Source organism: Celeribacter marinus, from assembly GCF_965656515.1.
In the GTDB taxonomy this organism is placed as follows: Bacteria; Pseudomonadota; Alphaproteobacteria; order Rhodobacterales; family Rhodobacteraceae; genus Celeribacter; species Celeribacter marinus_D.
The window spans coordinates 1-13,724 of record NZ_CBFHKW010000067.1; the positions used below are offsets into that span (position 1 = coordinate 1).

The following is a 13,724-nucleotide window of genomic DNA, read 5'->3' on the forward strand; positions in this document are numbered from 1 at the left end:
CCTCGTACTTCGTTGGCTAGATCCATCGTCTTCTTGAGTAACGCTTTACGCGTGCTCAAAAGCGCCCTTAACCTGTGGGCCTCCCGGCTCTTCATGTGAACAGGGCTGAACCAGCCTGTCCGTAAAATCTGGGCAATGCCTTTTGCATCTGTCTTGTCGGTTTTGTTCCGCATGGCAGACAACGCGGCACTCACCTGACGCGCCTCCATACAAACGACGTCGAACCCAGCTGATTGCAAACCAAAGAACAGATGTTGGCTCATTGCTCCGGCTTCAAAGCCGATCCGTTCAATGGGGTGCGCAAAAGTCTCCAGACAATTTGCAATGTCCTCGACTTCGCATGGAAGTTCGCGCTCGAGGTAAACTTTGCCCTTACTATCGATAATGCACAGCGCGCACGACCGAAGTGAAACATCTAACCCAACATAATAGTCCATTTCTGTCTCCCTTGTTCACAGTTCTGCTCTGATCCTATCGGGAGCTCGACCAAAGTGCAGGGTCAGCCCAATTACGCATGCTTTCTGCCCAACCTGAAGCCCAAAACTTGTTTACTTCGCCCTTCAGAGTGGGCAACATCACTGCATCACATCCGGACAGGGTATCTGATCGTATTTATTGGAGACCAAAGGCTTAGATTGCATTTGGAAATGTGGGTTCGAATCCTACCATCCCAGCCAACTTTCTTCTAACTCATTGATCTAATTGAGACGCGATGTACGCGTTGTGAATTAAGTCCCAGCTGCATCTCGTAAGGGTGTTTAGCTCGCTGTGCGACATAAACGTTCGGCCCCTTCGAATCCGAGGGAATGTTGAGAGGGTCGACCTAAATCATGTAGCCCGCCATGGGGCCATCGCAACACGCGGTGATGGACGCAAATCTAGCCTAAGTCGTTTGGATTTCCCCAAACGGACAAGCAGATCGAACCGCGGGCGGTTGATCTCACAAATGCAGGTTCAACTTCAACAACGCGAACGCGCAGCGCCGCGTCTCGTATGAGAGCAGGCGTAATTAAAACTGCTGCTTGAGGGGCCAAAAAGCCAGCACGAATACGCGACTGGCGACCTAAGCCAAACGGAAGACGCGGCTCTTTTAGCAAGTGGACCACAACACGCCTCTCAGCGTCCAACTCCAGCTCGGCGTGATCACCTAGCGCAACCCCAATTTTTGCGGGATTGATTTGAAGATCGACGATAGGTGCTTTGTAAATTAGTGCCTGCATCCCACCCCACGTGTTCTAGCGATACTGAAAGACGTAGACCGAGCGACTGCGTAGAGCGTGCGGCCAAGCGGTTCAGATTTAGCTCATCAGAGCACTCAGACAGCGAAATCCACGCCGATGTTTCGTGCTTTGAGCGCGCTCAGCACACCGCCCAAAACATTGCGCGCGCCAATGCCTTCTTTAAGCGCGGCGTCGATCTCGGACTTTGGCGTCGACATCGGCTCGATATCAAGCACGACACGGTTCCCAGTTCGCGCATCATAGACCACCTGCATGCGGCCAGTTCGAGTCGTACGCAGACCCAAAAACTCGGAACTGCTATCATTGTGGTAGGACATATCACGTGCCTCTTGATTTCTTATCAGGTCGTGAATGTACATTTTTTGGCAGAGCACGGGCATAATAACATGAGCGGTTGGTCGTGATGTGCCTACCCAGACACAGTTCATTTGGCTCGCAACAAACACTTTTGATTATACAAAATTGTATTTAGCTGCCTAATCTGCCGTAAAGGATAGCATGTCCGCAGCGCGCCACCCTTATGCGTCAACACCCAACCTGATGTCTAGCGCGCCGGTCAAAATACGATTCGTAGCAGAGACCTTTGACATAACGCTATCACCTGACTGGGAACGTTACGCCCACTTGGCTGCAGCGAGAGATCAGGAGCCACACGAAAGCGCCCCAAAGACAACCCCACCGCCAGCACATATGCACGCTTCGCAACTCGCCTCAACCGGGCAAGGTTCTGCGCAGCTTGCAAATCAATATATACATGATCATAAATGAAAATTTATGGTGCTGCTGGAGAGAATTGAATGGCACTACATGTAGTGGTCATAGATTGTCAGGAATATTCCAAGTTTTTGAAATTAGGGTATTTCCCCATTCATGTGCATCCAAATGCAATCATGCTCTATCATTCATTTTCACCCTATACTACATCTAGAAGGGGGACAGAAAGGGGGATAGGATTCCCGTCCCCGAAAGGTGGATTGAATTTGAGAATCAAAAATCGACTTAGTGCGAAGGCCGCCGCGTCACTTGGCGCGGGCAAGTTTGCCGATGGTGGCGGGCTGTGGTTGGTCAAGCGTGAGAATGGCGGTGCGCAATGGGTGTTGCGCGTCACTGTCCACGGTAGGCGGCGCGAGATGGGTTTGGGCGCATATCCCGCCGTTTCCTTGGCCGATGCCCGCCGTGAGGCTGACAAGGCCCGCGCGTTGGTCCGTGATGATGTTGACCCGATCAAAGCCCGCGAAAAGGCCCGCCGTGATGCCGAGCGCAATTTACACACCCTTGCCGATATTGCCGCCGATGCTTTTGAAAGCCGAAAGGCCGAACTCAAAGACGATGGGGTGGCGGGGCGTTGGTTAAGCCCGCTCAGCATTCATGTGCTGCCCAAACTAGGCCGCGTGCCCGTGGTCGAAATCGACCAGATAGACATACGCGACACGCTCAAACCCATTTGGCACGACAAGGCGCACACGGCACGTAAGGCACTTAACCGTCTTGGCCTGTGCCTGAAACATGCCGCCGCGCTTGGATTGGATGTGGATCTACAAGCCCCAGAAAAGGCCCGTGCGCTTTTGGGGCGGCAACGTCACGAAACGACACACATCCCCGCAATGCCGTGGCGCGAAGTGCCCGCGTTCTACCAATCCCTCACGGACGGAACCGTCACACACCTCGCCTTGCGCTTGCTCATCCTCACGGGGTTGCGGTCTGCGCCGATCCGCTTTGCACATGTGGACCAGATCGAAGGCAACGTGTGGACCATTCCCCCAGAACTGGTGAAGGGCCGCAAGGGCGCAACACAGGCGTTTAGGGTGCCCCTGAGCGAAGAGGCGGTGTGGGTCATAGAGGATGCCAAGCGGCACGCGCGTGAGGGCTATCTTTTCCCAAGCGTGCGCAAGGGCGTTATCTCGGACGCCACCATGAGCCGCCACATGGAACGCCTTGGCATGGACTACCGCCCGCACGGGTTTCGGTCCTCGTTTCGCGATTGGATTGCCGAAACCACGAGCACGCCAAACGATGTGGCCGAAACCGCAATCGGGCATGTGTCAGGCGGCAACGTCGAACGTGCCTACAAGCGCACGGATTTTCTAGAGCAACGCCACGCGCTTCACACGCGCTGGGCCAACCATGTAACCGCCAAGGCGGGTAAAGTAGTGAGGATTGGTTGAGTGACAAAAAAGCTAATAGATTTTCACGTTAAACAAACCACATTTTACGATAGAAACTTGAGCCAATTGGCAGACACATTAGATTGGAGACATGGCAAGCCGCACCGTGGCGATGATATTGGCTTAACTGCTTATAGGCGTGAGCTTTCACAGGTTGAGTACCTACCACTGGTGTCGGATGCCTTGGAATGGGCATCTCAAGCATTCACCCCATTAGAGTATCAAGAAACTCACGAGGCTGTGGCTACAACAATGCGCGAAGGCCTTGAAACGCACACGCAATTATCAGTTTCTGTACCAGACGACTTTTGGGAAGACGTGCTCACAGACGCGTTATCCGCACCAATAAGGACAAAATTTGGCAAGTTATTGTATCAAGGCAACCCGAACCAAAGCGGTTGGCATGAGGTCAATATAATTGACGCTTACGGGTTAATTCAGGAACTTATGGTCCCTGAGAAAGGTGCGGAAACTCTCGTGCAAGACATTCTGGAGACGGGTACTACAGGTCCAGAAATTGTTAAAAACCTAAACCTACAGTCAACAAGTATTATGGAAGCTGCATTTTCAATTGGGTTTTTATATCGCGATGCGTGGTGGAAGCGTGAGCACGAAGCCGCTGCACAACGATACTACGAAATCGCGGAACAAAATCGCGTCAACGGCCAAAAGGGCGGACAGGCGGACAAAAAGGCTCAGGCAATCGCTAAGCTATCACAGTTGGCGTTTGAAAGTTCAGCTGACTTCCTTGCGTGCTCTGATTCCCAACGCATTAGAAAGGCACGGCAACTTGCCAGTGACTATGACGCCATGCAGGAACCAAGTGAAAGGCTCTTTCATCGCGCGGGTCGGCTCTATGCAAAACAGTGGTTTGACACATGGCTTTCGGAGTTTCTTCACGAATTAAGTAATGCAATGAAATCAGGCGCTTTTAAGAAATAGACCACTGGTTTCTTTCGAAATCGCTTCAAACCATCGGTAAACGGTTTTGCCGTGCCGCACCCTGTCAGCCAATCGCACCAACTGCAAAGGCTGACCAATGACCAACACTGACCCCCTTCTAACCGCAAAAGAAGCCGCGCCCCTTTTGGGTCTTAGCGACTCATCATTTTGGCGGCGCGTGTCCGATGGGACCATCCCCAAGCCGATCAAGCTAGGCGCGTTGTCGCGTTGGCCGCATTCGGAAATTCTCCAAGTGATCGAACAGGCGAAAGCCAATCGCAACGCGGCATAAAAAAGCCGCCACCCTTTCAGCATGGGCGGCGGCGCTATCTTTGGAACGGTCTACACACGCGCAAAGGTAGCAAAGTTGGCCCGTGGCAACAAGTCACGAGGTAACATATGACTATCAATCAACGGATGGGCAAAGCCCGCTTTACGGCGCAAACCGACACAGGGCGCCGCTTTGAAATTACGATTAAGGGCCGCAAGCGTTGGGCGCTCGAACGGCTCATAGACGCGGGGCCGCAAGGCTGCACACCCATCACCGAACCCGCGCCCCGTTGGTCGGGCTATATCTTTGATTTGCGCAAGTTGGGCGTGGACATTGAAACCGTCGAAGAAGAGCACGGCGGCACCTTTGCGGGGTCGCATGGCCGCTATGTCCTGCGCACTGAAATCGTGGGTAAGGCGGTGTTGCAATGAGCACGCATAGCCAACTCACCGCCCTGCGCATTGCTTACCTGTCCCAGCGCTGGGGCGTCACGCCAGAACGCGCCGTGATGCTTGCCGCCATCATCTTTGGGGAGGCGCGCGGATGATGGACCGACACGCCGCGCCGCGCGGCTCATCCTTTGCGCTTATCGCGGACGGTGGCGGCTATGCCGTCTATGCCAAAAGGCCCGCAAATTGCCGCCGTGGTGCGCGCTTACTGCTTTTGGGTAGATGTGGCGGGCGAAGCGCCGCACTGCGCCTGTGGGTGGCCCTGTGCACGAAAGGGGGCGGCAATGGCCAAGCGCGATAAGAAGGGAAGCCCCCAAAACGGCGGCGACCACTTCACCAAGATGATTAGAGCAACGATGGAGACGCCCGCATGGCGGGCGCTCTCATTCACGGCGCAAGCGGCCTACCCGTGGCTAAAACTCGAATGGCGGGGGGCGCATGCAAACAACAACGGCAAAATCAGTTTGAGCGTGAGGCAATTGGCCGACCGTATGGGCGCAAACCCGAACACGGCGGCAAAGGCATTGCACGACTTACAGGCAAAGGGCTTTATCGTGGTGACGCGGCACGCGGTCTTAGGCTCATCAGGTCACGCGCGGTCGGCTGAATTTGAATTGACCGAATTGGCCTTGTCGCATTCCGATCAAAACGGCGGGCGCAAGTTGTTCAAGGAGTGGTGCGAGGGTGGCGACTATTCCGTGGCCAATACCCCCGCACACAATCCGAACGGCGCAAACGGAAAAACAAAACCCTGTCTTAAAAAACAAGACGGGCCGTCTTAAAAAACAAGACGAACAGGGCCGTTTTCGCCGTGCCGCCGTCCTAAAAAACAAGACAACCTTAATATACCACCCCACACCCCTAGTTTTGAGAGATGATATTGCACACGCACGGGGACGATAGGTTTCCAGTTTGAGCACGTCGAACTTTGCCATGCCCCCCTCACCCATTCAAAGCCGTGAGGCGGGGGGGACATTCAATCTTTGAGCACATGGATAGGGAACTGACATTCCCCCGTGATTTTTTCACGCGGACGAAACAAAGACAAAAAGTTGGGCAAGCAATCGGACCACCACGCGAGGCGTTCCAAGTTCGAAAAATGATGGAATAGGCATTCGCCTTTTTACGGCGTCCGAAAACTCAACAACGGGCCAGTGTTTGCGCGGGGCGTTAATCTGTTGTGAAACTCATTGATATTGAATAGCGCTATTAAAGGTGCTATTTAAGGCACTCTAAAACGATCCTTTCATTTGGGGGCCAACATGGCACACACAATCCTTGCGGGCGTCACCGCTAGCGTGACCGAACTCAAACGCAACCCGATGGGAACGATTGGGGCGGGCGAAGGTGCCGCCGTTGCGATATTGAACCGCAACCAACCCGCGTTCTATTGCGTCCCTGCTTTGGAATATGAGGCGATGATTGAACGCCTTGAGGATGCCGAGTTGAACGCCATCGCAAACGCCCGCGCCGATCAACGCGAAGTTGCGGTGTCGTTGGATGACCTATGACCTAAGGTTCCGTGAGGAAGCCTTGAAAGAATGGAATGCGTTAGGCGCAACCATCCGCAAGCAATTCAAGAAGAAGTTAGCCGAAAGGCTCGAAAGCCCGCATGTGCCCGCCTCACGGCTTCACGGCGCTCAGAACCGCTACAAAATCAAATTGCGCTCTTCGGGCTACCGCCTTGTCTATGAAGTCAGGGAATCGGAAATCGTCGTGAGCGTGGTAGCGGTGGGCAAGCGTGAGAGAAACGCCGTTTATCGCAACGCCTCAAAGCGCAAGTAACCGCACCGCACGTTTCCCCGTGCGTGCCGATAAGAGCACCACAAACAACAAGAAAATCGTTTCAAGCAAACGCCAAAAGGGGGACAGAAAGGGGGATTGAATTTCCCAATCATCGCCCATCTCATTGATTTTGCTTAATATTTTTTGCAAAAATGGTGCTGCTGGAGAGAATTGAACTCTCGACCTCTCCCTTACCAAGGGAGTGCTCTACCTCTGAGCTACAGCAGCGCCGTGGGCGGCTGATTAGACGCTCACGCGTGCCTACGCAAGGGCTTTTTGTCCAAAACCACCCTACGGGCGAGGATTTGAATCTGCCGGCGGCCCAGTGGTGGCAGACGCGCCTCAAAACCGCGCGGACATGGTGACGATGGTGGCGAGCACTGGACGGGCCACACACCAGCCGTTACATGGAAGGCCATGACAAACAAACCTGATCATTCGTCTGGCGCAAAAGCGCCCATAAACGCCCGTGATGCGCGGTTAAAGGCGGCACTCAAGGCTAACCTTGCGCGCCGCAAGCAACAGGCACGCGCGCGCGCCGACGACACCGATCAGAGTAAAGACAAGGCGCAAGGCGAGAGCAATGGATAGTATTTTGGTACGTGGCGGTGGCCCGCTCAATGGTGACATCGAAATCGCGGGCGCGAAAAATGCGTGTTTGACTCTGATGCCTGCAACCCTGCTTTCGGAAGAGCCGTTGACGCTCACCAATGCGCCGCGCCTGTCCGACATAAAGACCATGACAGCGCTCTTGACGTCACTCGGCGCGGAAGTGTCGTCGCTTCAAGAGGGCAAAGTTCAAGCTATGTCCAGCCACGGCGACATTACCCCCTTGGCGGACTACGAAATCGTGCGCAAAATGCGCGCCTCCAACCTTGTGCTTGGGCCACTTTTGGCACGCCTTGGCCATGCTGTTGTCTCTTTGCCTGGCGGTTGCGCCATTGGGGCGCGCCCGATGGATCTACATACCACCGCTCTTGAGGCGCTCGGGGCCGAAATCGAACTCAAGGATGGCTATTTGCACGCCAAAGTAAAAGGAGGCCGCCTCAAAGGGGCGGTGCACAAAATGCGCTTCCCCTCTGTGGGTGCCACAGAAAACTTCCTCATGGCGGCCTCACTCGCCAAGGGCACATCTGTGTTGGAGAACGCCGCACGTGAACCAGAGATTATCGACCTCGCGGATTGCTTGCGTGCGATGGGCGCCCAGATTGAGGGGGACGGCACATCGCGCATCGAAATCCAAGGCGTAGACCGGCTGCACGGCGCGACACACCCCGTTGTCACCGACCGTATCGAGCTTGGTACATTCATGCTTGCCCCGGCGATTTGCGGTGGCGAAGTCACCTGTTTGGGCGGCAAAATGCGCCTTGTCGAAAGCTTCGTTGAAAAGCTGAACCTTGCAGGGATCGACGTGCAAGAAAATGCGCGCGGCCTCACGGTGAAACGAACGGGTGATCGGGTCAAGGCCGTCGATGTTGTCACAGAGCCTTTCCCCGGCTTTCCGACAGACCTTCAGGCACAAATGATGGCGCTTTTGTGCACTGCTGACGGCACATCAGAATTGGAAGAAACCATTTTTGAGAACCGCTTTATGCACGCGCCGGAATTGATCCGCATGGGAGCCAACATTGAGGTCCACGGCGGCAAGGCGATCGTGCGCGGCGTTGATAAACTCAAAGGCGCACAAGTGATGGCAACGGACCTTCGGGCATCCGTGTCAATGATCCTTGCGGGCCTCGCAGCTGAGGGTGAAACGGTTGTGAGCCGCATTTACCACCTTGATCGCGGCTACGAATTTGTCGAACGCAAACTCTCGGGCATCGGCGCGCACATCGAGCGCATTCAAGGCTAAGGAGATCAAAATGGTCGAGGATGCACGATTTGAAGACGGCGGAGAGGCACCTTTGCACCTCAAGGCGCTTGACCCAGATGATTTGACTGTACTCTCAACCCTTGTCCAAGACGGCGTTGTGCCCGTCACAGAGATATCGTTTAACGCAACGACGCGCCGCTTTGCCATGCTCGTCAATCGGTTCCGGTGGGAAGATGTCGCCGCAGCGCAAGCACGCGGCCGCGATGTGGAACGCGTACAATCGGTATTGTTGTTTGATGACGTGAGCAAAGCACGTTCCATGGGCGTCGATGGCGGCAACAAAGATACCGTTGTCTCCATTCTCGCGCTCGCGTTTCATGCCGGCAAGGACGGAACGGGACGCATCGAAATCACGCTCGCGGGAGATGGCGCAATCGCACTGGATGTTGAGACCATTGACGCCACGCTCAAAGACGTCACGCGACCATATGTTGCACCCTCACACAAAGCGCCGTCACATCCTGAATAACGGATCACTGCCTATTCAAAGGATCATCGCGCAGAAGATGTCGAGGTTCCGCTTACGAACAGGCAACTTTCAGCGTGCGCTGATGAGACCTTTTTCGTTCGAGATCTAGTCCACACACTTGTGACCTTTGGTCTGCTGCGCTAATTCGGACACAAGGAGACCGCGATGCCCCATTTCTTATCCACGACCGACCGTAATTTTGAAGAGCGATTTGTCGCGCTGTTGGCAATGAAACGCGAGGATAGTCCTGATGTGGACAATGCCGTTGCGCGCATCATTGCCGATGTCCGCGCACGTGGCGATGACGCTGTAATTGAGCTGACTGCAAAGTTTGATCGCATGCAGATCACACCTCAAATGATACGTTTTTCAGACACGGAAATTGAGGGGCTTTGCGCCCAAGTATCAGCCGAGGATCGTGCCGCACTGGAAGTGGCCGCAGAGCGCATTCGCGCCTATCATGTGCGCCAAATCCCCGATGATCAAATGTGGACGGATCCTGACGGAGCGACACTTGGGTGGCGGTGGTCGGCCGTTGCCGCTGCTGGATTATACGTGCCCGGCGGCCTTGCCTCATACCCCTCTTCCGTCTTGATGAACGCCATCCCCGCAAAGGTCGCAGGAGTGCCACGACTGGCCATTACAGTTCCCACGCCTGACGGCATTGCAAACCCGCTGGTTCTTATGGCGGCGCGGATTGCAGGCGTAGACGAGATTTACCGCATCGGCGGCGCACAAGCGATTGCGGCCTTGGCCTACGGCACTGAAACCATTGCTCCAGTTGATAAGATTACCGGACCCGGAAATGCCTTTGTCGCAGCTGCGAAACGGCGCGTATTCGGCAAGGTCGGCATTGATATGATCGCCGGACCCTCAGAGATTTTGGTGATTGCCGACAAGCACAACGATCCCGATTGGGTTGCGGTAGATTTGTTATCGCAAGCCGAACACGATGAAAGCGCCCAGTCGGTTCTCATCACCGATGACGCCGCCTTTGGCGAGGCCGTTGCGGCCGCAGTATCCAAACGTCTCGAGACCCTTGAGCGCCGCGCCATTGCGGGAAAATCTTGGGCTGACTTTGGCGCTATTATCACCGTGCGCGACTTGGACGAGGCTGCAGAATTGTCCGACAGGTTCGCCCCGGAGCACCTCGAGCTATGTGTCGAAGACCCCGATGCCCTAAGCGCAAAAGTGACCCACGCAGGCGCTATTTTCCTCGGCGCCTACACGCCCGAAGCGATTGGGGACTACATCGCGGGGCCCAACCACGTCTTGCCCACGGCCCGTTCCGCGCGCTTCTCTTCTGGCCTGTCTGTCCTTGACTTTATGAAGCGGACAACGCTGACTAAAATGACACCGCACTCTTTGGCCGCGATTGGTCCGGCTGCGGAACGTTTGGCAAAGGCCGAAAGTCTAGAGGCGCACGGCCTATCGGTCCGCGCGCGCCTAGATCGTGTAAATGGTGGAATTGATGAGTAAACTGGTATCCGTAAAGATTGACGACAGCGGGCTGTCGCCGCCCACCCCTGAAATAGAACAGGAACGCAAAGTCGCAATTTTTGATCTGCTTGAAGACAACAGCTTTGCGTTGCCGCCTCGTGACGACCGCGAGGTTCCCGTTGGGCCATTCAAGCTATTGTTGTGTATTCGAGAGCGGCGGCTCGTGTTCGATCTCGCCAACGAAGCCGACGACAAAGTGGCAGAATTCCATATGTCGCTCGGGCCATTCCGTCAGGTGGTGAAAGATTATTTTCAGATTTGTGAAAGTTATTTTGACGCCGTCAAAACGATGCCGCCCTCACAGATCGAGGCCATAGACATGGCGCGGCGTGGCATTCACAATGAAGGCGCACGCGTTCTCCAAGAGCGCCTCGAGGGCAAGGCCGAGGTCGACACGTTGACTGCGCGCCGCCTCTTTACACTCATCTGTGTTTTACATTGGGGGGCCTGATTGAATGACCGCAGAACTCCCCCATTCCGTCCTGTTCTGCTGCGATCATAACGCCGTGCGCTCACCGATGGCCGAAGGGTTGATGAAAAAGTTTTACGGTACAGGCACCTACGTTCAATCCGCAGGTGTTAAAAGTGACATGGAAATCGACGGCTTTTCCGTCGCTGTTTGTGAAGAAATGGGAATCGCGCTGCACCGGCACAGGTCCCGCTCGTTTGACGACATGAAAGACTGGGGCGACGATATTTCATCTTATGACCTCGTGATCGCATTATCGCCTGCATCTCAGAGGCAAGCCCTTGAAATGACACGGTGTTATCACTTGGACGTCGAGTATTGGCCGATCATGGACCCTACCGGCATCGGTCAAACCCGCGAGGCCAAGCTTGACGCATACCGCCAAACACGTGATCAAATCATTGCACGCATGACGGCACGGTTCGGCACCCCAAAAGACGCTTGAGCCGTTGATTTAGCTGTCGTTTTTTCGCCATTGAGGCCACAAACCGAATATCTCTGTGCCAAAACGCGGAATCAGCCTTGAAAATCCACTGCCAAAGGCGCATTTACTGCACGCACTCGCAAATTGGCGGGTGAAACAAACATGGAGAGAACATGGCCAAGGAAGAATTGCTCGAATTTCCCGGTGTCGTAAAGGAACTCCTGCCGAATGCGACATTCCTGGTCGAGCTGGAAAACGGCCATACGATCATCGCACATACGGCAGGCAAGATGCGCAAGAACCGCATCCGCGTTCTGGCTGGCGACAAAGTCCAAGTCGAAATGACGCCGTATGATCTGACGAAGGGTCGGATCAACTACCGTTTTAAATAAGCTATGAAACTTGTTCTCGGCTCAGGCAGCCCGCGTCGGAAGGAACTTCTGGCGCAAATTGGCGTTGTGGCCGATGACATTCGTCCACCCGACATTGACGAAACACCTCTGAAAGCCGAGCTGCCGCGCCCCTATTGTACGCGGATGGCACGGGAGAAGGCGTTGGCTGTTGTAGCCACGCCTGACGAGATCGTGCTCTGCGCAGACACCACTGTGGCGCTTGGACGGCGCATTTTGGGCAAGCCCGACGACGCCACAGAAGCCGAACGCTTTCTGCGCGCGCTGTCAGGGCGCAGACACCGTGTGATCACCGCTGTCGCCGTAAAGAAAGGCGAGAGCCTTTGGGAACGTGATGTCGTCACCTCGGTCAAAATAAAGCGCCTGTCGGAGTCCGAAATTGCTGGCTACATCGCCACAGGCGATTGGCAGGGCAAAGCAGGCGGCTATGGCATTCAGGGCCCCGCTGGTGCTCTGATCCCATGGATCGAAGGCTCTTTCACCGCCGTTGTCGGCCTGCCACTGGCAGAAACGGCAGGGCTATTGCAAGCCGCGGGCTACCCGCTTTGGAGGGCATCATGAAGGGCCGTCAGATTATTTTGGACCACCTGGGCACGCGCGAAGCCGCCGCCCTTATGGTCGACGGGCAGCTCCACGACCTGCTTATCGACGCGGATGCACCCCGCCCCGGAACCATTTATCGCGCCCGTGCGATGAAGCCTGTTAAGGGCCAGGGCGGCATGTTTCTGGAAACACCCGATGGCAACGCTTTTTTGAAGCAAGTTAAGGGCATTGCGCCGGGCGACATGATGACCGTGCAGCTGACGGGCTACGCCGAAGAAGGCAAAGCCCTGCCCGTAACGGGCAAACTGCTGTTCAAATCTCGCTACGCGATTGTCACCCCCGACGCGCCTGGCCTGAACATCTCGCGCCAGATCCGCGACGACGACCGCCGCGACACGCTGATGATGATTGCCAAAGACGAAATGCAGGGACTGGACATGGGCCTTATCCTGCGCTCCTCCTGTGAAGACGCAGCAGATGAGGATATCGCCGAGGATCTGCGGGCGATGGTTGATTTGGCGCAAACGGTTGTAGGCGAAACGGGCAACACCCCCGAGACCCTCACCGAAGGCGACGGCCCACATGTCCTCGCGTGGCGCGACTGGGTTGAACCCGCAGATGTGGTGACGGAAGCCGGCAGCTTTGACAGCCACGGTGTGTTAGAGGCGATTGACGCGCTCAAGAACGCCTACGTGCGCCTTGCGGGCGGTGCCTCGCTCTACATTGAACCGACACGCGCCCTCACCGCTGTTGACGTGAACACAGGCGCAGACGGATCCTTTGCAGCCGGAACGCGGGCCAACTTTGCCTGCGCCAAAGACTTGCCACGCCAACTGCGCCTGCGCGGACTGGGCGGACAAATTACCATCGACCTTGCTCCCATGCCAAAGAAAGACCGTCGCGGCTTTGAGGCTGCGTTGAAAAGCGCCCTGAAGGCTGATGGCATCGACACGGTGCTTGCAGGCTTCACACCTTTGGGGCACTATGAATTGCAACGCAAACGTGCACGCCTCCCGCTTACGGAGCTGCTGACGAGGCTGGATGCATGAGCTGCCCGATTTGTGCCGATAAGACCGACGCGCGCTACAAACCCTTCTGCTCACGCCGCTGCGCGGATGTCGATCTGGCCAAGTGGTTGGGCGGGGGATACGCGATTCCCTCCAATGATCCCGAGGATGCAGAC

Annotated in this window: 19 protein-coding genes and 1 tRNA gene; 17 read left to right on the top strand and 3 right to left on the bottom strand. The window is 55.5% G+C overall.

Annotated elements, in window-relative coordinates; translation table 11 throughout:
- Positions 1-437, bottom strand: a 437-nt coding sequence (locus ACTG34_RS12105; protein WP_439105147.1) for an IS110 family transposase, incomplete at its 3' end; no start/stop codon positions are given.
- A gap of 878 nt (positions 438-1,315) precedes the next feature.
- Positions 1,316-1,558 carry a hypothetical protein gene (locus ACTG34_RS12110; RefSeq protein ID WP_439105148.1) on the bottom strand — a complete coding sequence of 81 codons (243 nt, stop codon included), beginning with the start codon at positions 1,556-1,558 and terminating at the stop codon, positions 1,316-1,318.
- Between the two features lie 663 nt (positions 1,559-2,221).
- Here ACTG34_RS12110 and ACTG34_RS12115 point away from each other — a divergent pair.
- From ACTG34_RS12115 to ACTG34_RS12145, 7 genes are all read left to right on the top strand, one after another.
- Complete coding sequence (locus tag ACTG34_RS12115) at positions 2,222-3,406, top strand: tyrosine-type recombinase/integrase (protein ID WP_439105149.1); 1,185 nt, start codon at positions 2,222-2,224, stop codon at positions 3,404-3,406.
- Positions 3,407-4,348: a hypothetical protein gene (locus tag ACTG34_RS12120; protein ID WP_439105150.1), complete on the top strand. Its 942-nt coding sequence runs from the start codon at positions 3,407-3,409 to the stop codon at positions 4,346-4,348.
- Positions 4,349-4,445: 97 nt separating this feature from the next.
- Positions 4,446-4,640 (top strand): helix-turn-helix transcriptional regulator, encoded by a 195-nt coding sequence (locus ACTG34_RS12125; protein ID WP_062220117.1) that lies wholly within the window; start codon positions 4,446-4,448, stop codon positions 4,638-4,640.
- Between the two features lie 107 nt (positions 4,641-4,747).
- The gene (locus ACTG34_RS12130) at positions 4,748-5,050 is read left to right on the top strand and encodes a winged helix domain-containing protein (protein WP_439105151.1); all 303 of its coding nucleotides are present in this window, start codon (positions 4,748-4,750) and stop codon (positions 5,048-5,050) included.
- 302 nt (positions 5,051-5,352) lie between these two features.
- Entirely contained in the window at positions 5,353-5,850 is a 498-nt protein-coding gene (locus ACTG34_RS12135) for a hypothetical protein (protein WP_439105152.1), read from the top strand.
- A 480-nt stretch (positions 5,851-6,330) separates the two neighbouring features.
- Positions 6,331-6,579: a type II toxin-antitoxin system Phd/YefM family antitoxin gene (locus ACTG34_RS12140; RefSeq protein ID WP_062220125.1), complete on the top strand. Its 249-nt coding sequence runs from the start codon at positions 6,331-6,333 to the stop codon at positions 6,577-6,579.
- The gene (locus ACTG34_RS12145) at positions 6,569-6,853 is read left to right on the top strand and encodes a type II toxin-antitoxin system RelE family toxin (RefSeq protein WP_062220127.1); all 285 of its coding nucleotides are present in this window, start codon (positions 6,569-6,571) and stop codon (positions 6,851-6,853) included. Before ACTG34_RS12140 ends, ACTG34_RS12145 begins: the two co-directional genes overlap by 11 nt.
- 153 nt (positions 6,854-7,006) lie before the next feature.
- On the opposite strand, the gene ACTG34_RS12150 is transcribed toward ACTG34_RS12145, so the two are convergent.
- Positions 7,007-7,081, bottom strand: a tRNA-Thr gene (locus tag ACTG34_RS12150).
- A 189-nt stretch (positions 7,082-7,270) separates the two neighbouring features.
- On the opposite strand from ACTG34_RS12150, the gene ACTG34_RS12155 reads away from it, so the two are divergent.
- The 10 genes from ACTG34_RS12155 to ACTG34_RS12200 all read left to right on the top strand — a co-directional run.
- Entirely contained in the window at positions 7,271-7,444 is a 174-nt protein-coding gene (locus tag ACTG34_RS12155) for a hypothetical protein (protein ID WP_439105153.1), read from the top strand.
- Positions 7,437-8,705, top strand: a complete 1,269-nt coding sequence (murA, locus tag ACTG34_RS12160) for a UDP-N-acetylglucosamine 1-carboxyvinyltransferase (protein ID WP_439105154.1) — start codon at positions 7,437-7,439, stop codon at positions 8,703-8,705. Before ACTG34_RS12155 ends, murA begins: the two co-directional genes overlap by 8 nt.
- 10 nt (positions 8,706-8,715) lie before the next feature.
- Positions 8,716-9,195, top strand: a complete 480-nt coding sequence (locus tag ACTG34_RS12165) for a DUF2948 family protein (RefSeq protein WP_439105155.1) — start codon at positions 8,716-8,718, stop codon at positions 9,193-9,195.
- 165 nt (positions 9,196-9,360) lie between these two features.
- Positions 9,361-10,674: a histidinol dehydrogenase gene (gene hisD / locus ACTG34_RS12170; RefSeq protein WP_439105156.1), complete on the top strand. Its 1,314-nt coding sequence runs from the start codon at positions 9,361-9,363 to the stop codon at positions 10,672-10,674.
- The gene (locus ACTG34_RS12175) at positions 10,667-11,146 is read left to right on the top strand and encodes a UPF0262 family protein (RefSeq protein ID WP_439105157.1); all 480 of its coding nucleotides are present in this window, start codon (positions 10,667-10,669) and stop codon (positions 11,144-11,146) included. The genes hisD and ACTG34_RS12175 overlap by 8 nt, the downstream gene beginning before the upstream one ends.
- A 4-nt stretch (positions 11,147-11,150) precedes the next feature.
- Entirely contained in the window at positions 11,151-11,609 is a 459-nt protein-coding gene (locus tag ACTG34_RS12180; protein ID WP_439105158.1) for a low molecular weight phosphatase family protein, read from the top strand.
- Positions 11,610-11,761: 152 nt separating this feature from the next.
- Positions 11,762-11,980 (top strand): translation initiation factor IF-1, encoded by a 219-nt coding sequence (gene infA / locus ACTG34_RS12185; protein ID WP_008186030.1) that lies wholly within the window; start codon positions 11,762-11,764, stop codon positions 11,978-11,980.
- 3 nt (positions 11,981-11,983) lie between these two features.
- On the top strand, positions 11,984-12,559 hold the full coding sequence (locus tag ACTG34_RS12190; RefSeq protein WP_439105159.1) for a Maf family protein: 576 nt from the start codon (positions 11,984-11,986) through the stop codon (positions 12,557-12,559).
- The gene (locus ACTG34_RS12195) at positions 12,556-13,590 is read left to right on the top strand and encodes a ribonuclease E/G (RefSeq protein WP_439105160.1); all 1,035 of its coding nucleotides are present in this window, start codon (positions 12,556-12,558) and stop codon (positions 13,588-13,590) included. Before ACTG34_RS12190 ends, ACTG34_RS12195 begins: the two co-directional genes overlap by 4 nt.
- The coding region (locus tag ACTG34_RS12200; protein ID WP_439105161.1) for a DNA gyrase inhibitor YacG at positions 13,587-13,724 on the top strand (138 nt) is incomplete at its 3' end. The genes ACTG34_RS12195 and ACTG34_RS12200, both read left to right, overlap by 4 nt.

Coding starts and splice junctions, on each gene's coding strand:
- ACTG34_RS12110 (WP_439105148.1), bottom strand. CDS start 1,558: ATGTCCTACCACAATGATAGCAGTTCCGAGTTTTTGGGTCTGCGTACG.
- ACTG34_RS12125 (WP_062220117.1), top strand. CDS start 4,446: ATGACCAACACTGACCCCCTTCTAACCGCAAAAGAAGCCGCGCCCCTT.
- ACTG34_RS12130 (WP_439105151.1), top strand. CDS start 4,748: ATGACTATCAATCAACGGATGGGCAAAGCCCGCTTTACGGCGCAAACC.
- ACTG34_RS12135 (WP_439105152.1), top strand. CDS start 5,353: ATGGCCAAGCGCGATAAGAAGGGAAGCCCCCAAAACGGCGGCGACCAC.
- ACTG34_RS12140 (WP_062220125.1), top strand. CDS start 6,331: ATGGCACACACAATCCTTGCGGGCGTCACCGCTAGCGTGACCGAACTC.
- ACTG34_RS12145 (WP_062220127.1), top strand. CDS start 6,569: ATGACCTATGACCTAAGGTTCCGTGAGGAAGCCTTGAAAGAATGGAAT.
- ACTG34_RS12155 (WP_439105153.1), top strand. CDS start 7,271: ATGACAAACAAACCTGATCATTCGTCTGGCGCAAAAGCGCCCATAAAC.
- murA (WP_439105154.1), top strand. CDS start 7,437: ATGGATAGTATTTTGGTACGTGGCGGTGGCCCGCTCAATGGTGACATC.
- ACTG34_RS12165 (WP_439105155.1), top strand. CDS start 8,716: ATGGTCGAGGATGCACGATTTGAAGACGGCGGAGAGGCACCTTTGCAC.
- hisD (WP_439105156.1), top strand. CDS start 9,361: ATGCCCCATTTCTTATCCACGACCGACCGTAATTTTGAAGAGCGATTT.
- ACTG34_RS12175 (WP_439105157.1), top strand. CDS start 10,667: ATGAGTAAACTGGTATCCGTAAAGATTGACGACAGCGGGCTGTCGCCG.
- ACTG34_RS12180 (WP_439105158.1), top strand. CDS start 11,151: ATGACCGCAGAACTCCCCCATTCCGTCCTGTTCTGCTGCGATCATAAC.
- infA (WP_008186030.1), top strand. CDS start 11,762: ATGGCCAAGGAAGAATTGCTCGAATTTCCCGGTGTCGTAAAGGAACTC.
- ACTG34_RS12190 (WP_439105159.1), top strand. CDS start 11,984: ATGAAACTTGTTCTCGGCTCAGGCAGCCCGCGTCGGAAGGAACTTCTG.
- ACTG34_RS12195 (WP_439105160.1), top strand. CDS start 12,556: ATGAAGGGCCGTCAGATTATTTTGGACCACCTGGGCACGCGCGAAGCC.